Genomic DNA, 20,455 nt, shown 5'->3' with positions numbered 1-20,455 from the left:
GCGGCTCAGGAGGCCTGCGCGCCGCCGTCGGGGACGTGTGCGGTGCAGTAGGCGACCGTCAGGTCCCGTACGAGGGCCTTGCGTTCGTAGTCGTCGAGGTCGACCAGGCCGCGCTCGAGCAGGCCCCGTACGGTCTCGCCGACGGCGGTGAGGGCGTCGTCGAGGGCGGCCCGGCGGTGGCGGGCGTCGAGCGCCGCCAGTTGGGCGCGGCGCATGGCGGAGGCCACGGCGGGGGCGTAGTCGACGCGGACGGGCTGGGCGGAGAACACCTCGACGCCGACCGGCCGCAGGTCCCGGACGAGGATCCGGGTGAGGTCGTCCGCGAGACGGTCGGTGGCGCGGAGCGTGGGACCGGGGCCGTGGAAGTCGTCGGCGGGCAGCCGGGACACGCAGCGGGCGACCGCGGCCTCGACCTGTTCGCGCAGGTAGCGGACGTGGTCGTGGACGCCGAAGGTGGCCCGCGCGGTGTCGCGGACCCGCCACACCACCAGGACCGTGATCTGCAGCGGGGTGCCGCCCGCGTCGGTGGCCTCGATGGGGCTGCTGCGCCAGTGGCGCAGGCTGGTGTCGATGCGGCGGCGGACGAGCAGCGGGCTGATCCACAGCAGTCCGGTGCGGCGGACGGTGCCGTGGTAGGCGCCGTGCCGGGTGAGCATCCACACGGAGCCGGGGCGGCCCCGGGCGAGGCCCAGCGCGGTCAGGGCCGTGAGCGCCACGAGGACGGCCACGGCGCCGCCGCGGACGGCCGGGGACGTCCCGATGGGGCCCAGCACGAGCGCCGCCGTGCCGCCGGCCGCCGCCAGAGCCGTGAGAACGGCGAGGCCGCCGGGAAGGCAGCGTCCCGGACGCTCGGCGATCTCGGGCAGCGGCGCCGCACCGGCCTGGCCGGGGGTGCCGTGGGCGGTGGGGGCCTGGGCGGGGACGGGACGTTCGGCCCGGCTCCCCTGGGGGGTGATCGTCATGAGAAGAGCCGCCTCCACGTCTCGGGACCCGGGTAGCCGTCCGCCTGGCTGCCCGACCAGCCCTGGGACCGCTGGAAGGCCTCCACCGCGCGCCGGTCGGCCTCGCCCCAGCCGGGGCCGGGCCCCTTCGCGTAGAACCGGCCGAAGCCCTTGGCGGCCAGCCGCCGTCCCAGCGCGAGCACGTGCGGGCCCGACTGGCCGGGCCGGAAGCCCCCGAGGCCCGGGTAGGCCGGCTGGGCCAGGTGTGCCGGGCGGGCCGGGGGCGCCAGCGAGCGGCCGCCGCCGACGTCGGACCCGCCGCCCTCGGTCAGGTATCGCCACGTCAGGGGGCCCGGGAAGCCGTCGGCCTGGTCGCCCTTCCAGCCCTGGGCGCGCTGGAAGGCGCGGGTGGCCTCGCGGTCGGCGTCGCTCCAGCGGGGTCCCGGACCGTCGTGGTAGTACGCGCCCGCGCCCCGCTTCCGCAGCATCCGGCCGAGCCGGGTGACGTAGCCGTTGGAGGCGCCGGGGCCGAAGGACACGCTCCCCGGGTAGCCGGAGGCCAGGTCACCGAGGTCGAGGTCCCCGTAGAGGTCGTCGTAGAAGTCGTCGTAGCCCTCGCCGCTCAGGTACTTGTAGCGGTAGGGGACGTAGCGCTTGGAATGGTCCCAGTAGGCGTACGGGGTCGTGCGCACCCGGGCGCGCGGCCGGGTCTCCTCGTAGGCCACGTAGCGGTTGTGCGCGGCGTTCGCCCAGCCCCCGAAGATCGTGACGTGGGAGCCGTCGACGGGGTCGCGGGGGTTGTGGAAGAGCAGGATGTCGCCGGGTTCGAGATCGCCGCGGCCGATCCGTTCCGCGAAGCGCGGCAGCGTGCCGGTCCACTGGCTGCTGCCCAGGCCCCAGGCCATGGAGACGAATCCGGAGCAGTCCTGCCGGTAGCCGTCCCGCCAGCGGCGGCGCATGTCGTACGGGACGCGGGCGTCGATCCAGCGCTGGGCCCGCTCCAGGATCTGATCGCGGGTCAGCCGGAGCGGGGCCACGGCGCCGATCCGGTCGGGCTGCGCCTGCTCGGTCAGGCCCGCGGACGCGGCCTGGCCGGCGTCCTCCGCGGGGGCCGCCACGGCGGCGGGCGCCATGACGGCCGCGCCGGCCGTGGCCAGGAGGACCAGCGCGGCGGGAGCGGCGGCCGGTGGCGCGCACGGGGGCGTGGCGCGGGTCGCCGCCCGGATCAGCCGCCGCCGTGCGCAGTCCTCACAGACGCAGCCCGGCTGCGGCCCGACCTCGTCGAACACCGGTGTGGACATGCGCACCACCACTCCTCACGATCGAGTGCCACATGCCCTTATTACCCGATTTCCACATAAATCTGATGGAATGACAGCGGGTGATGTGGTCAGCCTGTCGCGATGGTGCTGTTCACGACCTCGGCGACGGCCTTGTCGACCAGCTGCGTCAGCCTCTCGGGAGTGAGCCCGGACGCGCCACCCGAAGGGTCGGTGACGGTCTCGCCGTTCACCTGCACGACCGGCGCGGAGGTGAACCCGGCCGCGGCGAACTCCTCCTGGGAGCGCCGCACCCACCCGTCGTGGTCCCCGCCCTGGACGCACGGGACGAAGTGCGTCTCGTCCACGTCGCCGGCCTTCTTGGCCAGGCCCTTCAGGAACGTGTCACTGGTGAACGGGTCCTCCGAGGCGTCGGCGGGCTGGGCGTCCCACACCTGCGCGACGTACTCCTGGAACCGGCCCACGTCCTGGGCGCACGCGGCCGCGTTGGCGGCGGCCAGGGAGCCGGTGCCGCCGTCCGCGGTGTCGGTCGGCGTCACCAGGCGGTAGTCGATCCCCACCTGACCGGTGGCGACCAGCTTCGCGAGGGTGTCCCCGTACTCGGCGGCGAAGGCCTTCGACTCCGGGCTGCGCAGGTCCTCGTACACGGTCAGCGTCACCGGCAGCTTCGTCGGCTTGACCGGCACCGCCAGCTGTTCCTCGCCCGAGGCGCCGGCCGGTACCTTGACCTCGTGCTGCTTCTCACTGCGCACATGCGCCCCGAGGACGGCCGAACCCCCGAACACCACGCCCAGGACGATCACCGTCCCGGCGTAGGACTGCCAGCGCTTGGACTTCGTCTGCTTCACCGGGACTTTCTACCACCGCGTACGAACACGCCCCGTGGGAGGGTACGGCCTCCGCCCGATGCACCTGCCCTGCCGGCCGGTCACCGAGCAGGCCACCCGTCCCCGGGCCGGTTGTGACAGGGTGGGCCGGTGAACGGTGGGAGCGCGCCCCTGGTCGTGGTCGACGCCGCCAACACCGTGGGGTCCGTCCCCGACGGGTGGTGGCGGGACCGGCACGGAGCGACGGAGCGCCTGCGGGACGCCCTCGCCGGGCTGGCCGGTACCGGGCTCCCGGAGCGGGCGGACGTGCCGGAATGGGCCCGGCGGGCGCCGCTCGACGTCGTGCTCGTCGTGGAGGGCGCGGCCCGGGGGGTGACACCCGTGCCGGGGGTACGGGTCGAGGCGGCGCCCGGCAGCGGTGACGACCTCATCGCCGAACTCGTCGCGGGCCGTCCGGCGGAGCTGCCGTGCCTGGTAGTGACGGCCGACCGCGAGCTGCGCCGCCGGGTGACCGCCCACGGCGCGGCCGTCGCGGGGCCGCGGTCGGTGCGTGCCTGACTACCGGCCGGGCGGCCGGGCGTACAGCACCGCGCCGTCCGCGGTGGCGACGCGCTCGTAGCCGCCCCGGTCGAGCAGGCGGCGCAGACCGGGCACATGCGCCGCGCCGTAGGGGGCGTCCCGCGAGTCGTCGACCACGACGGCCGGGGGCGCGGCGGAGAACTCGCGGCGGAAGGCCGCCCAGGCGCCCGGTACGGCGTACTCCTCGCCGACCCGGGCCCCGCCGCGGCCGCCGCTGAAGTTGGTGAGGAATCCCGCGGTGAGGAACCGGCCGGCCGGTGCGCGCCCGGAGAGCCAGTACTGCTCCGGGTGCATGCCCCACACCAGGACGGTCCCGTCCGCGTCGGTGTGGGCGCGGATCGCGGCGGCGACGGCCCGGGCGTGGTCGAGTTCGGCGCGTGGGGCCGCGAAGCCCCAGCCGGTGAACACGGCCGCCGCCAGCACCGTCCAGACCGCGGCCGCCCTTCGGGCCGGACCGCGCGCGGGCAGCCGGCGCAGCGCGGCCACCCCGACGAGCGTGAGCGGGGGCAGCAGTTGCAGGTAGTAGTGGCCGTAGAACTGGAAGCCCGCCACGACGGCGACGGCGGCCGCGCCGAGCCAGATCCACAACTCGGCCCCGGCGCCGGCCCTCCGGCGCGCGGCGAGCCGGACGGCCGGCAGCACCAGCCCCGCCCCGGCCGCCGTGAGGATCGCGGCGTTGCCGAGCCCCCGCCCGGCCGCGAGCAGCCAGGCTCCCTCGGGTGACATGTAGGCCCCGGAGCCGGTGACCGTCCAGAAGACGAAGCGCCCCGCACCGGTCGCCAGGGCCACGGCCACGACGGGCAGCGCGCACCCCGCCGCCAACCGGGCCCACGCTCCAGCGGACGCGGAGGCGGACGTACTCCCCCGCCGGGCCCGCCACAGCATCCAGACCACCGGGAGGAGCACCACCGCGCCGGTCTGCTTGGTCAGCGCCGCCCCGGCCACCGCCACCCCGGCCGCGCCCCAACGCCCGCGGTCGGCGCACAGCACGGCGGCGACCGTCCACGGCAGGGTGAAGACCTCGAAGGACGCCGCCTGCGTGTCCTCGGGCGCCAGCCCCACCGACAGCAGCAGGTAGCCGAACCCGGCGGCCGCGCCCCACCGGTCGCCCCAGCGGCGCCGGGCGAGGGCGACGAGCAGCGCCGCGGTCACCACGTGCGCGACGACGGCCGCTGCCCGCACGGGCCGGAGCGAGCCGTCGCCGAAGAGCGCGAACACCCCCTCGTAGAGCCACGGCAGCAGCGGGGGCTTGCGGTCCACGACGGTGTCGTAGAGGACGCCTCCGGAGGCGAGCACGCGCGCCTGGGTCGCGAGGAACCCCTCGTCGGGGTTCCAGACGGGGCGTACGAAGGAGGGCAGATGGACCAGCGCCGCCACCAGCGTCAGCAGCGGGAGCAGCACGGGCCACGAGAACCGGGTGAACGGCGAGGGCGTCCGGGACGGGGCGCCGTCCGCCCGCCGGTCCGGGAGCGCGGGCGCGGCGGCGCGGGCGGTCTCGGGGCGGGTCGGCACGCGCCCAACGTACCGGGCGCCCTCGGTGTGCGTCAGCTCACCCCTGCCGGGCCGGTGTGCGGACCCGGCTGTGCCGGTAGCCGTAGAGGAAGTAGACGAGGAAGCCGAGGGCCATCCAGATGGCGAACCGCAGCCAGGTCTCGGCGGGGAGGTTGAGCATCAGCCACAGCGTGGCGAGCACCGACACCGCGGGCAGCCACGGCACGAGCGGGGTGCGGAAGGCACGCGGCAGGTCGGGGCGGGTACGGCGCAGCACCACGACGCCGATGGCGACGACGATGAACGCGAAGAGGGTGCCGATGTTCACCAGCTCGGCCAGTTCCTCGATGGTCGTGAAGCCGGCGACGATCGCCACGATGCCGCCGAGCAGGATCGTCGAGCGGTAGGGCGTGCCCCGGGTGGGGTGCACCCGGGAGAAGAAGCGCGGCAGCAGCCCGTCGCGGCTCATCGCGAAGAACACCCGGCTCTGCCCGAGCAGCAGGATCATGCAGACCGTCGTCAGGCCCACCACCGCGCCGAAGGCGATCAGCCCGGCCCAGAAGGGGTGGCCCACCGCCTTGAAGGCGTCGGCCAGCGGCGCGTCCACCGTCAACCGGGTGTAGTGCTGCATGCCGGTGACGACGATGGAGACGGCGACGTAGAGCACGGTGCAGATGATCAGCGAGCCGAGGATGCCGCGCGGCACGTCCCGCTGCGGGTTCCTGGTCTCCTCGGCGGCGGTGGCGACGATGTCGAAGCCGATGTACGCGAAGAAGACCACGGCCGCCGCGGTGAAGATGCCCATGACGCCGAACTGGGACGGTGTGAAGCCCGAGATCAGCTGGATGAGCGGGGCCTTGATGCCGGCCTCCGCCCCCTCGGACGGCACGGCGGGCGGGACGAACGGGGTGTAGTTGTGGCTCTTGATGAAGAACGCGCCCACGATGATGACGATCAGCACCACGGTGACCTTGATGGCGACCACCACGGAGGTGACCCGGGCCGACAGCTTCATCCCGGCGACCAGGACGGCGGTGAGCACGGCCACCAGCAGGAAGGCCAGCAGGTCGAAGTGGAAGCCGCTCTGTTCGCCGCCGGACAGCACGGACGGCAGGTGCCAGCCCCAGTTGTCCATGATGGAGCGCAGGTAGCCTGACCATCCGACGGCGACCACGGCGCAGCCCAGCGCCAGTTCCAGCACGAGGTCCCAGCCGATGATCCAGGCGGGCAGTTCGCCGAGGGTCGCGAAGGAGAAGGTGTACGCGGATCCGGCCACCGGCACGGTGGAGGCGAACTCCGCGTAGCACAGGGCGGCGAGCGCGCACACGACGCCCGCGGCGACGAAGGACAGCGCGACCGCAGGGCCCGCGTTCTCCTTCGCAACCTTGCCCGTGAGGACGAAGATGCCGGTGCCGATGACGACGCCGACACCGAAGACCGTGAGGTCGAGGGCGGACAGCGACTTCTTGAGCGCGTGCTCGGGCTCCTGGGTGTCCCGCAGGGAGTCCTCGACCGATTTGGTACGGAAGAAACCGCTCCGACCCTTCGCCGCGTTACCGCCCACGTCCACCGGCGCACCTCCACAGTTGTTCCTGCATCACAGCACCCGCAGATGCTTGTGACCGGATCTGGCGCGCCTACACATCAGCAGAAGGGCCGGGCGATCACCCATTGGGGTGTCGCCCGGCCCGGTGGTGCGATGGACGGGGAGCGGCCTCAGTCGCCCGCGACCTGGGGCGCGGGCTCGTCGGCGTAGCGGTCCCCGAGCCGGCTGACGAGGCCGGTCACCTGGCGCGCGATGTCCGGGGCGGTCAGACCGATCTCGGCCATGACCTCCTTGCGGCTGGCGTGGTCGAGGAACTCCTGCGGGATGCCGAAGTCGCGCAGCGGCACGTCCACGCCGGCGTCGCGCAGCGCCTGGGCGACGGCGGAGCCGACACCGCCGACGCGCCCGTTGTCCTCGACGGTGACGACGACCCGGTGGCCGGCCGCGAGACCGGGCAGGGCCGCGTCGACGGGCTTGACCCAGCGGGGGTCGACGACGGTGGTGGTGATGCCCTGGGCGTCGAGCAGGTCGGCGATCTCCAGGCACATCGGGGCGAGCGCGCCGACGGAGACCAGCAGGACGTCCGGCTTGGCGTCGTCGCCCTGGGGCTCGGCCTGACGCAGCACGTCCATGCCGCCGACCTTGCCGACGGCCTTGACCGCCGGGCCGACCGCGCCCTTGGAGTAGCGGACCACGGTCGGGGCGTCCGACACCTCGACGGCCTCGCGGAGCTGGGCGCGCACCTGGTCGGCGTCGCGCGGGGCGGCGATCCGCACGCCCGGGACGACCTGCAGGATCGACATGTCCCACATGCCGTTGTGCGAGGCGCCGTCGGTGCCGGTGATGCCGGCGCGGTCCAGCACGAAGGTGACGCCGCACTTGTGCAGCGCGACGTCCATCAGGACCTGGTCGAAGGCGCGGTTGAGGAAGGTCGCGTAGACGGCGACCACCGGGTGCAGGCCGCCGGTCGCCAGGCCCGCCGCGGACACCACCGCGTGCTGCTCGGCGATCCCGACGTCGTAGACGCGGTCGGGGAACGCCTTGGCGAACTTGTCCAGGCCCACGGGCTGGAGCATCGCGGCGGTGATGGCCACGATGTCCTTGCGCTCCCTGCCGAGCTTGACCATCTCCTCGCCGAAGACCGAGGTCCAGTCGGCGCCGGAGGCCGCGATCGGCAGGCCGGTGTCGGGGTGGATCTTGCCGACGGCGTGGAAGCGGTCGGCCTCGTCCTGCAGCGCGGGGGTGTAGCCGCGGCCCTTCTCCGTCAGGCAGTGGACGATGACCGGGCCGCCGAAGCGCTTGGCGCGCTGCAGCGCGGACTCCAGGGCGGCGATGTCGTGGCCGTCGATCGGGCCGACGTACTTCAGGCCCAGGTCCTCGAACATGCCCTGCGGGGCGATGAAGTCCTTGAAGCCCTTCTTGGCGCCGTGCAGGGTCTCGTACAGCGGCTGGCCGATGACCGGGGTGCGCTCCAGCAGTTCCTTGGTGCGGGTGAGGAAGCGCTCGTAGCCGTCGGTGGTGCGCAGCGTGGCGAGGTGGTTGGCGAGGCCGCCGATGGTGGGGGCGTAGGAGCGCTCGTTGTCGTTGACGACGATGACCAGCGGGCGGTCCTTGGCGGTGGCGATGTTGTTCAGCGCCTCCCAGGCCATGCCGCCGGTCAGCGCGCCGTCACCGATGACGGCGACGGTGTGGTCGCGCTTGCCCAGCTGCTCGTTGGCCTTGGCCAGGCCGTCGGCCCAGCCGAGCACCGTGGAGGCGTGGCTGTTCTCGATGACGTCGTGCTCGGACTCGGCGCGCGAAGGATAGCCGGACAGGCCCCCCTTGCTCTTGAGCTTGGAGAAGTCCTGACGGCCGGTGAGCAGCTTGTGGACGTAGGACTGGTGCCCGGTGTCCCACAGCACCTTGTCCTGCGGCGAGTCGAAGACACGGTGGAGCGCGATGGTCAGTTCGACGACACCCAGGTTCGGTCCCAGGTGCCCGCCCGTCTTGGAGACCTCGTCGACCAGGAAGGTACGGATCTCGCCTGCCAGCTCGACCAGCTGCTCCGGGCTGAGCCGGTCGAGGTCGCGCGGTCCCTTGATACGGGTCAGCAGAGCCACCCGTGCCTCCTTGTTGTCGCTTGCCGGTTTCCCGAGTGTATGTGTTCGCGTTTTCAGCTCCGCACACACCCGTGCCCGGCGCTGGGATGATCTTCCCTGCGCCGGGCACGTCACGCCACTGGTGCGGTGCGGACCCTCAGCCGCGGCCCGCGGCCTTCTGGCTCTTGCGGGACACCGAGTCGATGACCACGGCGGCGAGCAGCACCGCGGCGGTGATCATGTACTGGAGCGCGGTGTTCATGTTGAGCAGGTCCAGGCCGGTCTGGATGGACTGGATGACCAGCATGCCGAGCAGCGCGGACCAAACGTTTCCGCGGCCGCCGAAGAGGCTGGTGCCACCGATGACCGCGGCCGCGATGGCCAGCATCAGGGTGTTGCCGCCGCCGGCGCCCAGGGTCGCCGTGAAGGTCTGCGCGGCGAAGAACAGACCGCCGAGCGCCGCGAAGCCGCCGGAGATGGCGAACACCGAGATGCGGACCATGGCGACGTTGATGCCGGCACGACGGGCGGCCTCGATGCCGCCGCCGACCGCGAACACCTTGCGGCCGTACGAGGTGCGCCGGAGCACGAAGTCCGTGACGACCAGGGCCGCCAGGAAGACGACCAGCGCGTTGGGCACGCCGCTCGCCTGGTTCAGGACGTACGCGGCGACGAAGGAGACGACCGCCAGGGCGCCCACGCGGAACGCGATCTCGCCGGTGGGCCGGAACGGGACGCCGGCCGCGCGACGCCGCCGCTGCTCGATCAGCGAGCCCGCCAGCATGGCCACGGTGCCGAGGCCGGCCAGCAGGTAGGCGCCGGAGATGTCCTGGTCCATGAAGAAGGAACGCTGGCCCAGGATGTGCAGCGGGCCGTCGTCCGGGATCGAGAGGCTTCCGCTGTCGCCGAGCAGCTGCAGCATCAGGCCGTTCCAGCCGAGGAAGCCGGCCAGGGTGACGACGAACGCGGGGACGCCGATCTTCGCGAAGAACCAGCCGTGCAGGGCACCGATGAGGATGCCGGTGACGACGGCCAGGATCATGGCCAGCCACGGGTTCATCCCGTGGTTCGTGACGAAGATGGCGAAGACGGCCGAGGCCAGACCGCTGACCGAACCGACCGACAGGTCGATCTCACCGAGCAGCAGTACGAAGACCAGACCGATGGCGAGCATGCCCGTGGCGGCCAGGAAGAAGCCGATGTTGGCCAGGTTGCCGGCGCTCAGGAAGTTGCTCGACTGGGTCTGGAAGATGGTCCAGATGATGATCAGGCCGATGATGACCGGCAGCGAGCCGAGCTCACCGCCGCGCACCTTGCGCTTGAACTCGGTGAGGTAGCCCTTGAAGCCCTCTTCACGGACGAGCAGGCGCGGGTCGACCACGGGCACCGCCGCCGAGGACGCGTCCTCGACCGCCGCTGCCACCTCGTCCTGCTTTACGGTCTTCGACGTGTCGCTCACTTTGCAGCCTCCGTGCGCCGCCCCTGACGGCGGGTCACGGCATTGTCCGTGGCACCGGTGATGGCGGAGATGATGTCTTCCTGGGACGTGCTCTTGACGTCGAAGACGCCGTTGTTGCGGCCGAGCCGCAGTACCGCCACCTTGTCGGCGACGGCCTTGACGTCGACCATGTTGTGGCTGATGAGGATGACGGCGAGGCCGCGCTCACGCAGCCGCTCGACCAGGTCGAGCACCTGGGCGGTCTGCTCGACACCGAGGGCGGCGGTGGGCTCGTCGAGGATGACCAGCTTGGGGTCACCGATCAGGGCGCGCGCGATCGCGACGACCTGACGCTGACCACCCGAGAGGCTGGCGATCGGGATGCGGACGCTGGGGATGCGGATCGACAGCGTGCTGAGCAGCTCCCGGGACCGCTTCTCCATCATGACCTCGTCGATCACACCGGCGCGCTTGATCTCGCTGCCGAGGTAGAGGTTGGCGACGACATCGAGGTTGTCGCACAGCGCGAGGTCCTGGTAGACGGTGGCGACGCCCAAACCCTGGGCGTCGTGCGGCCGGTTGATGTTGACCGGCTTGCCTTCCCACTCGATGACGCCGTCATCGATGGGGTGCACACCGGCGATCGTCTTGACCAGGGTCGACTTCCCTGCGCCGTTGTCGCCTACGAGCGCGACGACTTCTCCGGCGTGAACCTCCAGGTCGACATCGGTGAGTGCTTGGACCGCACCGAATCGCTTGGAGACTCCGCGCAACGCCAGCACGGGCGTAGCGGACACGTGAACCATCTCCTTCGCCGCCTGACCGGCGGGGATGCCGCGCTTGGAGGGGCGCGGAGTTTTGTGCAAACTGCACAGCTTTACATGAACTGGAACGGACTGTCTGTCCGGCGCCCGCCCCGTCAGCGGGGTCTGTTGGACGGGGCGGGCACCGGACAGGTTCGCGTGGCGGCCTCCGGAGGGAGGGCCTGCCGTGTTACTGGAGGCCGGCGGCCTTGCAGGCCTTGGCGAACTCGGCCGTGCAGATCTCCTCGACGGACCACAGCTTGTCGGCGACGACCGTGTCCTTGACGTTGGCCTTGGTGACCGAGACCGGGGTCAGCAGCTGCGACGGGACCTTGTCACCGGAACCGCTGGTCAGCGAGGTGGTGGCCAGCGAGTCGATGGCCTTGCCCTCGACCAGGTTCACCGCGAGCTGGGCGGCGGCGTCGGCCTCGGGCTTGAACGCCTTGTAGACCGTGCTGGACTGGCTGCCCGCGATGATCCGCTGGATGCCCGCGAGTTCGGCGTCCTGGCCGGTCAGCGGGATGCCGCTGATGCCGGCGCCCTTGAGGGCGGTGGCGATACCGCCGGCCATGCCGTCGTTCGCGGCGTAGACGCCCGCGATCTTCTTGGCGCCGATCTGGGTGATGGCCGCCGTCACCTTCTGGTTGGCGACGGTGTCCTTCCACAGACCGCTCTGCTCGTAGGCGATCTTGACCTTGCCGTCGAGGACCTTGTGGGCACCGGCCTTGAACAGCGCGGCGTTCGGGTCGGCGTCGTCACCGTTGATCATGACGACGTTCGCCGAGGGCTTGGCCTTGTCGCCCAGCGCGTCGAGGAGCGCCTGGCCCTGCAGCTCGCCGACCTTCTCGTTGTCGAAGGAGACGTACGCGGAGACCGGGCCCTGGGCCAGACGGTCGTACGCGATGACCTTGATGCCCTTGTCGACGGCGGCCTGGACGGAGGACTTGATGGCAGCGGCGTCCTGGGCGCTGATCACGATCACCTTGACACCCTTGGTGATCATGGTGCTGACCTGCTGGGCCTGCTTGCCGGAGTCACCCGCGGCGTTCGCGTACTGAACGTCGCAGTCCGCGCACAGTTCCTTGACCTTGGCCTCGAACAGCGGCTTGTCGAACTTGTCGTAGCGCGCGGTGACGCTGTCGGGGAGCAGCAGACCGATGGTCTTGCTCTTGCTGCCGGCGCTGCTGCTGCCGCCGTCCGCCTTGTCGTCACCGGCCTTGCCGCACGCAGCAACGGAAAGGGCCATGGAGACGGCCGCGGTGCCGATCACGACGCGACGCATCATTGCGTTCATGTGGGGTTGCCTCCCTGACAGGGCCGCAAGAGACTGCGGCCGAGGTGAGCGTGAGTCAACTCGGCAACAGCCTTGACGTCAAGAAGTAAATACTTAACGAGATGGCAACGGTGCGTTTCGTTATCTAGATGAACGCAGAGTGATCTCTACGGCACAGCAACCGCCGCGGGAACGTTAGCATCCAAAAGGGATGAATCGCCCACTTCACTGAGGGCCAGCGCCAGTGCGCCCAGGACCTCCGCACGGGCCCCGAGGCCCCCTGAGACCACCGAAAGCCTACGGGCCGCGCTGGGGATCGCGTACCGCGCCACCGACTCCCTGATGGGCGCCAGGACCAGCTCCCCGGCCTCCGCGAGATCACCGCCGAGCACCACCCGGCTCGGGTTCAAGAGGTTGGCGAGGCTGGCGACACCCATGCCGATGTGCCGGCCGACGTCCGCGATCACCCGGCGGCAGCCGGGGTCGCCCTCCCTGGCCAGCTGCACCATGCGCGCCAGGGTCAGGTCGGGGCCGTGGCTGCCGCGCAGCAGGTCCAGCACGTAACGGGCGGCGGTGAAGGTCTCCAGGCAGCCGCGGTTGCCGCAGCGGCAGACCGGGCCGGACTCGTCCAGCGTGATGTGACCGATCTCGCCCGCGGTGCCGCCGGGGCCGCGGTAGATGCGGCCGTTGATCACCAGCCCGGCGCCGACGCCGCTGGCCACCTTGATGTACGCCAGGTCCTTCACGCCCCGGCCGCCGCCCCAGACCAGCTCCCCGAGGGCACCGAGGTTCGCGTCGTTGTCCACCTGGACCGGCATGCGCAGCCGCTCGGCCAGTTCCTGGCGCGGGTTGATGCCGCCCCACCCCGGCAGGATGGCGGTGGACCCCAGCGCGCCGGTCTCCACGTCGATCGGGCCCGGGACGCCGAGGCCGACGCCGATCACCTTGTCGGCGTCGATGCCGCTCGACTCGATCAGCCGCGCGACGAGCTGCTCGGCCCGGTCGAAGCCCTCGGAGGCCGAGGCGTCCACGTCGATCGGCTCGGACTGCTCGGCCAGCACCTGGTGGGCCAGGTTGCCGACCGCGACGCGCAGGTGGGAGTGCCCGAAGTCGACGCCCACGACGACGCCCGCGTCGCCGGACAGCGCCACCGCGCGGGCCCGGCGGCCTCCCGAGGAGGTGGGCGTGACCTGCACGGTCCCGTTGTCGCGCAACTCGCGGACGATGTTGGAGACCGTCGCCGCGGACAGCCCCGTCGTACGGGCGATCTCCGCCTGCGTCAGCGAACCCGCCAGCCGTACGGCGCGGACCACCCGCTCGAGGTTGGCCCGGTGCAGCGACGACTGGGACCCCGGAGTCTCCACGACCATTCCACTCCTGCCGAACCGGACGGGAGCCACGCCGATGAGACCCCGTCGTCTACAACATGTGAACTCTAAGCAAGCCTTTAGGCCCGCTTCCCGTCAAGGGGCAGAACCAGACCGCTGACGTAATGACCCAAAAAATCCAGAAGCGGCCCCGCATACGGCGGGACCGCTTCCGCTCCGACGTCCGGGCGGCCGGGCGTCGGCCACGTGGAGTGACCTTCCGATTACTTCAAGGTGCCGGCCGTCAGACCCGCCTGCACCTGCCGCTGGAAGGAGAGGTAGACCACGAGCACCGGCAGCATCGCGATGGTCATGCCCGCGAAGAGCGCCGGGTAGTCACCGGAGTACCCCTGCTGCTGCGCCAGGTTCACCAGGCCCTGGGCCAGCATCGAGCGGTCCGGGTCGCTGCTGGACTGCTGCTGCTGCAGGGTCATCGGCAGGATGTACTGGTTCCACTGGCCCAGCACGTTGAAGATGCCCACGCTGATCAGGCCCGGCTTCGCCATCGGCAGCATCACCTGGAAGAAGGCCCGGGAGTGGGAGCAGCCGTCGATCATGGCCGCCTCGTGCACCGCCGTGGGCAGGGTCCTGAAGAAGGAGTGCATGAAGAAGACGGTGAAGGGCAGCGAGTAGGCGACGTAGACCAGGATCAGGCCCTGGTAGGTGTTGAGCATGCCCAGGTTGCTGACCATGAAGAACAACGGCACGAGGGCGAGGTACACCGGGAACATCGCGCCGCCGACGAACAGGTAGAAGATGATCCGGTTGCCGGGGAACTCGTAGCGCGCCAGCACGTACGCCGTCATCGACCCGAGCAGCATCGTCAGCGGCACCGAGAACACCAGCACGATCACCGTGTTCACGAAGAAGTCGCCGATGCCCTTCTCCCAGGCCCGGGAGAACGCGTCGAAGGACCAGTGCGAAGGCCAGGACCAGGCGCTCCCGCCGATCTCGGAATTGTTCTTGAAGGACCCGAGGACGATCCAGCCCAGGGGCAGGAGGATCAGCACGCCCCACAGGACCAGGAAACCGTGCGAGAAGACGTTGAGCGTCGCGCCGCCGTCGGCGAAGCGTTCCCGTTCCGTCTTCTTGCTGCCGATGGTGGTGGGCTGCCCCTTGAAGACCGGCACCGGGGTGGGCTGCTTGATGGGAGTGGCCATGGGATGCGCTCCCCGCTCAGTACTCGATGCGATCGCGGCGGGAGACCCGCAGCGCGACGGCGGAAAGGATCAGGGTGAGGAAGAGGATGACGACGCCCATCGCACAGGCGTAGCCGCTCTTTCCGAAGGTGAGGAAGTTGCGCATCAGGTAGGTCGCCATGACCTCACCGTGGTAGTCGGGACCGCCGCCGAAGTTCGATCCCGGAGTGAGGACCGAGGCCAGTACGAAGAAGTCCATGGCGGCGATGGCGAGGTACACCCAGGCCGTCTGCACGCTGTCCCACAGGAGCGGAAGGGTCACCTTGAAGAAGGTCTGCAAGCGGCCGGCGCCGTCCAGCAGGGCGGCCTCGTAGATGTCCTTGGGAACGGACTGCATGGCCGCCGAGAACAGCACCAGGTAGAAACCGACACCGGCCCAGATCTGCACGCCGAGAAGGCACCACATCACCAGGTTGGGACTGTTCAGCCATTCGATCGGGGCCTGTGGGTCCTCGAGGTGCAGTTTGATCAGGATGCCGTTCAGCAGGCCGCTTCCGTCACTGCGGTAGACCGCCTGGAAGAGCACGACGAGAATGGCGACGGAAAGCACCTGGGGGAAGAAGAAGATCACCTTGTAGAAGGCGGATCCGTGTACTCCCCGGACGCCCGTGGTGCCGCCGCGGCCGCCCACGTTGAGCATGAAGGCGAAGAAGAGCGCCAGCAGGATCGTGACCACCGGCAGGAAGACCAGCAGCAGCACGTTGTGCCGGAGCGCCTGCAGGAAGACGTGGTCCCCGAAGAGCTTCGTGTAATTCTCCAGGCCGACGAAGTGCATCTCCTGGGACTGCCCGGACCAGTCCGTCAGGGAATACCCGAACGTCTGCAGGTACGGCCAGATCACGAAGACGACGTAGAGCACGACCGGAATGAAGAGGAATCCCGCGATGAACGGGTACTTGCGGTAACGCATGGCGATGCTCCTGCCATCGGGTAGACCGTCGCACCGGGGCCCCGAACGCCCCCTGGACCATCAGGGGGCACCGGGGCCCCGGTGCGCAAGGGCCGGTCGGTACTAAGAGCCCTTCTTGGCCTTCTCGGCCGCCGCCTTGACCCGCTTGAGCCAGTCGGCGGGCTTGATGCGCTTGGCCATCAACTCGGCACTGGCGTTCTGCACGTCCGTGTCGAAGGCGCTCTGCGTGTTGATGTAGTTGTAGTTGAAGACGTTGCCGCCGGCCGCGGTGAGCGCCGTGACGGTGGACTTGGTGCCCGGGCGCAGCTGGACGTCGGAGCCGACGCCGTCCTTGAGCACGGTCAGCGAGTTGGCCGTCTGGGCGAACTTGCTCGAGGCTTCCTTGGTGAGCATCGTCCGCAGGAACTCCAGGCCGCCGGCCTGGTTCTTGGCCTTCTTCGGGACGATGAAGGGCTCACCGGCGCCGGCCCGGATCGCCTCGAAGGGCAGCTTGTCGCCGTCCAGCGAGGGGATCGGCAGGAAGGTCATCTCGAAGTCCGCGGGGGTGGCCTTCAGCTGCTCGTTCTCCAGCCACGAACCGCAGGGGATGAAGGCGGCCTTGCCCTCGTTCCAGGCGGTCTGCGACTCGATGTGGGTCATGCCGTTGGTGCCGGGGAGCAGGTAGCCCTTGTCGGCGATCTGGTAGACGGCCTCGACGGCCGCCTTGGCGGCGGGCTCGTCCCACACCGTCGGGTCGAGGCTGTCGATCCGCTTCACCAGGTCGGGGCCGCCGTGCTTGGCGATCAGGTCCATGACCACGATGTTGATGTAGTACGGGTACTTGCCCTGGTGGCAGAAGGGCGCCATGCCCGACTTCTTGATCTCCTCGGAGAGGGACATGAAGTCGGACCAGGTCTTCGGCGCGGTCCAGCCCTTCTCCTTGAAGAGCTTGCCGGAGTACCACAGGCCCCAGACGGTGTAGATGTAGGACAGCTGGTACATCTTGCCGTCGTCGAAACTGCCGATCTCGACGGTGCCGGGCTGCAGGACGTCCCTGATCTTCTTGCTCGGGTCGTCGATGTAGGGCGCGTCGAGGAGCGGGGTGAGGTCGGTGAGCTGGCCGCTCTTGTAGAGCACGTCCAGCTTGATCTGCTGGGCGCCGGAGTCGTCGACGACGTCCGGCGGGTTGCCGGCGTTGAAGCGGGGCTGGAGCTTTCCGGTGATCTCCTGGGTGCCGAGGTGGCTGACCTTCGACCCGGAGAACTTCTTCTTGTAGATCTTCTCGAACTCGATGGCGTACGCGTCGCCGTAGCCGCCCTTGAAGATCACGACGTCCAGAGGGGCGTCGTTGGCCACGCCGAAGGGGTTGTCCTTGGACTTCTCGCCCTTCTCGCTGGTCTTGTCGTTGCCGCTGCCGCTGGACGCACAGGCACTCAGCAGACCCGCGGCCGGAGCGGCCAACAGGCCCACCGCTGCAGCCCGCTTGATCAGATCGCGCCGGTTGACGTCGGATCTCATGCTCAAGTCCTCACCTTCTCCAGGACCCATGCGGTGCGGAGTTGAATCTGTGCACGGGCCACGCACCCGTTGTTCCCCCCGCGCAAGCCCGCGTTCAGCGGGCCTCCTGGACGCCGACAGGTATAGTCCACTTCCCGCGAGGTGGGCAAGGTCATGCGCGCTTTTGACGGACAGCTTTCCCTAGTTGAGACCTGCCGGTAACGCGAACGGGCCCGCACCCCCGGCAGGGGTGCGGGCCCGTTCACCGGGTCCGGACGCGGTGATCCCTACTTGCGGATCAGGGAGCGCAGGACGTACTGCATGATGCCGCCGTTGCGGTAGTAGTCCGCCTCACCGGGGGTGTCGATGCGGACCACGGCGTCGAACTCGACGCCGGTGTCGGTCGTCACCTTGACGGTGCGCGGCGTGGTGCCGTCGTTGAGCTCGGTGATGCCGGTGAACGAGAAGGTCTCCTCACCGGTCAGGCCCAGCGAGGCCGCCGAGGCGCCCTCGGGGAACTGCAGCGGCAGGACGCCCATGCCGATCAGGTTCGAGCGGTGGATGCGCTCGTACGACTCGGCGATGACGGCCTTGACGCCCAGCAGCGCGGTGCCCTTCGCGGCCCAGTCGCGGGACGAGCCGGAGCCGTACTCCTTGCCCGCCAGGACGACCAGCGGGATGCCGGCGGCCTGGTAGTTCTGGGAGGCGTCGTAGATGAACGACACCGGGCCGCCGTCGGCGGTGAAGTCGCGGGTGTAACCGCCCTCGGTGCCCGGCGCGATCTGGTTGCGCAGGCGGATGTTGGCGAAGGTGCCGCGGATCATGACCTCGTGGTTGCCGCGGCGGGAGCCGTAGGAGTTGAAGTCACGACGCTCCACACCGTGCTCGGTGAGGTACGTGCCGGCCGGGGTGTCGGCCTTGATCGCACCGGCCGGGGAGATGTGGTCGGTGGTGACCGAGTCGCCCAGCTTGGCCAGCACGCGGGCACCGGAGATGTCGGTGACCGGGTCCGGCTGGTCCTTCATGCCCTCGAAGTACGGGGGCTTGCGGACGTAGGTCGACTGCGGGTCCCACTCGAAGGTGTTGCCGGTCGGGATCGGCAGCGACTGCCACTGGGCGTCGCCGGCGAAGACGTCCTGGTAGGAGGAGGCGAACATGTCCTGGCCGATCGCGGCGGCGACGACCTCGTTGACCTCCTGCTCGGACGGCCAGATGTCCTGCAGGTAGACCGGCTTGCCCTCGGTGTCGGTGCCGATGGCGTCCCTGGTGATGTCCACCTTCATGGAACCGGCGATGGCGTACGCGACGACCAGCGGCGGGGACGCCAGGTAGTTCATCTTGACGTCCGGGTTGATCCGGCCCTCGAAGTTGCGGTTGCCCGACAGCACCGAGGTGACGGCCAGGTCGTGCTCGTTGACGGCCTTGGAGACCTCGTCCGGCAGCGGGCCGGAGTTGCCGATGCAGGTGGTGCAGCCGTACCCGACCAGGTTGAAGCCCATCTTGTCCAGGTACGGGGTGAGGCCGGCGCGGTCGTAGTAGTCCATGACGACCTTGGAGCCCGGGGCGAGCGTGGTCTTCACCCACGGCTTGCGGGTCAGGCCCTTCTCGACCGCCTTCTTGGCCACCAGGGCGGCGGCGACCATGACGTACGGGTTCGAGGTGTTGGTGCAGGAGGTGATCGCGGCGACGGTGACGGCGCCGTGGTCGATCTCGTACGTGGACCCGTCGGGAGCCGTCACCAGGGTCGGGCGGGTCGGGACGCCGTTGGTGGCGGCCGGGGAGTCGGAGGCCGGGAAGGACTCCTTCCCCGACTCGTCCGCGGTGTCGACGTAGTTGCGCACGTCGCTCTTGAACTGCTCGGCGGCACCTGCGAGGACGATGCGGTCCTGCGGGCGCTTGGGGCCGGCGATGGAGGGTACGACCGTGGAGAGGTCCAGCTCCAGCTTCTCGGAGAAGTCCGGCTCGGCGGCCGGGTCCAGCCACAGGCCCTGCTCCTTGGCGTACGCCTCGACGAGCGCGAGCTGCTGCTCCGAACGGCCGGTCAGCTTCAGGTAGTTAATGGTCTCCGCATCGATCGGGAAGATCGCCGCGGTGGAGCCGAACTCCGGCGACATGTTGCCGATGGTGGCGCGGTTGGCGAGCGAGGTGGCGGAGACGCCCTCGCCGTAGAACTCGACGAACTTGCCGACGACACCGTGCTTGCGCAGCATCTCGGTGATGGTCAGCACGAGGTCGGTCGCGGTGGTGCCGGTGGGGAGCTCGCCGGTCAGCTTGAAGCCGACGACGCGCGGGATCAGCATGGAGACCGGCTGGCCGAGCATGGCGGCCTCGGCCTCGATGCCGCCGACGCCCCAGCCCAGCACGCCGAGGCCGTTGACCATGGTGGTGTGCGAGTCGGTGCCGACGAGGGTGTCGGGGTAGGCCTGGCCGCCCCGGACCATGACGGTGCGGGCCAGGTGCTCGATGTTCACCTGGTGGACGATGCCGGTGCCCGGCGGGACGACCTTGAACTCGTCGAACGCGGTCTGGCCCCAGCGCAGGAACTGGTAGCGCTCCTTGTTGCGGCCGTACTCCAGCTCCACGTTCTGCGCGAAGGAGTCCGGGGTGCCGAACTTGTCGGCGATGACCGAGTGGTCGATGACCAGCTCGGCCGGGGCCAGCGGGTTGATGCGGGACGGGTCGCCGCCCAGCTCCTTGACGGCCTCGCGCATGGTGGCGAGGTCCACCACGCACGGCACACCGGTGAAGTCCTGCATGATCACGCGGGCCGGCGTGAACTGGATCTCCTGGCTCGGCTGGGCCTGGGAGTCCCAGCCGCCGAGCGCACGGATGTGGTCGGCCGTGATGTTGGCGCCGTCCTCGGTGCGGAGCAGGTTCTCCAGCAGCACCTTCAGGCTGTAAGGGAGGCGCGCGGAGCCCTCGACCTTGTCCAGCCGGAAGATCTCGTACGACTCGTCGCCCACCTGCAGGGTGCTGCGGGCGTCGAAGCTGTTCGCCGACACGACAGTCTCCTTCGTAACTTTGCGCGTACCACCGCAATGCTGCCGCTTCGACCCCTGGCCGATCCGCTAAGGTAAGGCTAAGTAAGGTGAGCCTTACCTCTGGCGGCAGCGGTGCGCCTTGGCAGATATCTCGATGTCGAGATAACTCTAATACATCACCGCTGCCGGGTCATGCGCTGGGCCGCCCGTGTGCGGCATCACGCCCCTTCCCCATGCCGCCGGGGGCCCGTCCCGCCCCGCCAGGG

Annotated in this window: 15 protein-coding genes; 1 reads left to right on the top strand and 14 read right to left on the bottom strand. The window is 70.1% G+C overall.

From position 1 onward, the window contains the following. Nucleotides 1-5 precede the first annotated feature (5 nt). The 3 genes from ACFV3E_RS10750 to ACFV3E_RS10740 all read right to left on the bottom strand — a co-directional run bounded on the left by ACFV3E_RS10750 (nt 6) and on the right by ACFV3E_RS10740 (nt 3,069). Complete coding sequence (locus tag ACFV3E_RS10750; RefSeq protein ID WP_500534340.1) at nt 6-962, bottom strand: SPFH domain-containing protein; 957 nt, start codon at nt 960-962, stop codon at nt 6-8. Continuing rightward, on the bottom strand, nt 959-2,242 hold the full coding sequence (locus ACFV3E_RS10745; RefSeq protein ID WP_500534339.1) for a peptidoglycan-binding protein: 1,284 nt from the start codon (nt 2,240-2,242) through the stop codon (nt 959-961). The genes ACFV3E_RS10750 and ACFV3E_RS10745 overlap by 4 nt, the downstream gene beginning before the upstream one ends. 89 nt (nt 2,243-2,331) lie before the next feature. Beyond that, complete coding sequence (locus tag ACFV3E_RS10740) at nt 2,332-3,069, bottom strand: DsbA family protein (RefSeq protein WP_500534338.1); 738 nt, start codon at nt 3,067-3,069, stop codon at nt 2,332-2,334. A gap of 129 nt (nt 3,070-3,198) precedes the next feature. Between ACFV3E_RS10740 and ACFV3E_RS10735 the strand changes: the two genes are divergently transcribed. Continuing rightward, complete coding sequence (locus tag ACFV3E_RS10735) at nt 3,199-3,606, top strand: NTP pyrophosphohydrolase (protein ID WP_500534337.1); 408 nt, start codon at nt 3,199-3,201, stop codon at nt 3,604-3,606. On the opposite strand, the gene ACFV3E_RS10730 is transcribed toward ACFV3E_RS10735, so the two are convergent. The 11 genes from ACFV3E_RS10730 to acnA all read right to left on the bottom strand — a co-directional run bounded on the left by ACFV3E_RS10730 (nt 3,607) and on the right by acnA (nt 20,210). Further along, nucleotides 3,607-5,139: a glycosyltransferase family 39 protein gene (locus ACFV3E_RS10730; RefSeq protein WP_500534336.1), complete on the bottom strand. Its 1,533-nt coding sequence runs from the start codon at nt 5,137-5,139 to the stop codon at nt 3,607-3,609. Nucleotides 5,140-5,176: 37 nt separating this feature from the next. Further along, a complete protein-coding gene (locus ACFV3E_RS10725) occupies nt 5,177-6,688 on the bottom strand; it encodes an amino acid permease (RefSeq protein WP_500365501.1) in 1,512 nt (503 codons plus the stop codon). Between the two features lie 146 nt (nt 6,689-6,834). Continuing rightward, nucleotides 6,835-8,763: a 1-deoxy-D-xylulose-5-phosphate synthase gene (dxs, locus tag ACFV3E_RS10720; protein ID WP_500534335.1), complete on the bottom strand. Its 1,929-nt coding sequence runs from the start codon at nt 8,761-8,763 to the stop codon at nt 6,835-6,837. A gap of 136 nt (nt 8,764-8,899) precedes the next feature. Further along, the gene (locus ACFV3E_RS10715) at nt 8,900-10,201 is read right to left on the bottom strand and encodes a sugar ABC transporter permease (protein WP_500534334.1); all 1,302 of its coding nucleotides are present in this window, start codon (nt 10,199-10,201) and stop codon (nt 8,900-8,902) included. After that, entirely contained in the window at nt 10,198-10,986 is a 789-nt protein-coding gene (locus ACFV3E_RS10710; protein WP_499514582.1) for a sugar ABC transporter ATP-binding protein, read from the bottom strand. Before ACFV3E_RS10710 ends, ACFV3E_RS10715 begins: the two co-directional genes overlap by 4 nt. 187 nt (nt 10,987-11,173) lie before the next feature. After that, a complete protein-coding gene (locus ACFV3E_RS10705) occupies nt 11,174-12,277 on the bottom strand; it encodes a sugar ABC transporter substrate-binding protein (protein WP_500534333.1) in 1,104 nt (367 codons plus the stop codon). Between the two features lie 146 nt (nt 12,278-12,423). After that, a complete protein-coding gene (locus ACFV3E_RS10700; protein WP_500534332.1) occupies nt 12,424-13,620 on the bottom strand; it encodes an ROK family transcriptional regulator in 1,197 nt (398 codons plus the stop codon). A gap of 227 nt (nt 13,621-13,847) precedes the next feature. Next, on the bottom strand, nt 13,848-14,783 hold the full coding sequence (locus ACFV3E_RS10695; RefSeq protein WP_500534331.1) for a carbohydrate ABC transporter permease: 936 nt from the start codon (nt 14,781-14,783) through the stop codon (nt 13,848-13,850). Between the two features lie 16 nt (nt 14,784-14,799). Beyond that, entirely contained in the window at nt 14,800-15,732 is a 933-nt protein-coding gene (locus ACFV3E_RS10690; protein ID WP_500534330.1) for a carbohydrate ABC transporter permease, read from the bottom strand. Nucleotides 15,733-15,834: 102 nt separating this feature from the next. Next, complete coding sequence (gene ngcE, locus ACFV3E_RS10685) at nt 15,835-17,229, bottom strand: N-acetylglucosamine/diacetylchitobiose ABC transporter substrate-binding protein (protein ID WP_500534453.1); 1,395 nt, start codon at nt 17,227-17,229, stop codon at nt 15,835-15,837. Between the two features lie 266 nt (nt 17,230-17,495). Then, nucleotides 17,496-20,210: an aconitate hydratase AcnA gene (gene acnA, locus ACFV3E_RS10680; protein WP_500534329.1), complete on the bottom strand. Its 2,715-nt coding sequence runs from the start codon at nt 20,208-20,210 to the stop codon at nt 17,496-17,498. Between the last annotated feature and the right edge of the window lie 245 nt (nt 20,211-20,455).

This window comes from Streptomyces sp. NPDC059718 (genome assembly GCF_042733315.1).
GTDB lineage: Bacteria > Actinomycetota > Actinomycetes > Streptomycetales > Streptomycetaceae > Actinacidiphila.
The sequence above is the reverse complement of the archived record's forward strand: the minus strand, read 5'-3'. Positions and strand labels throughout refer to the sequence as shown.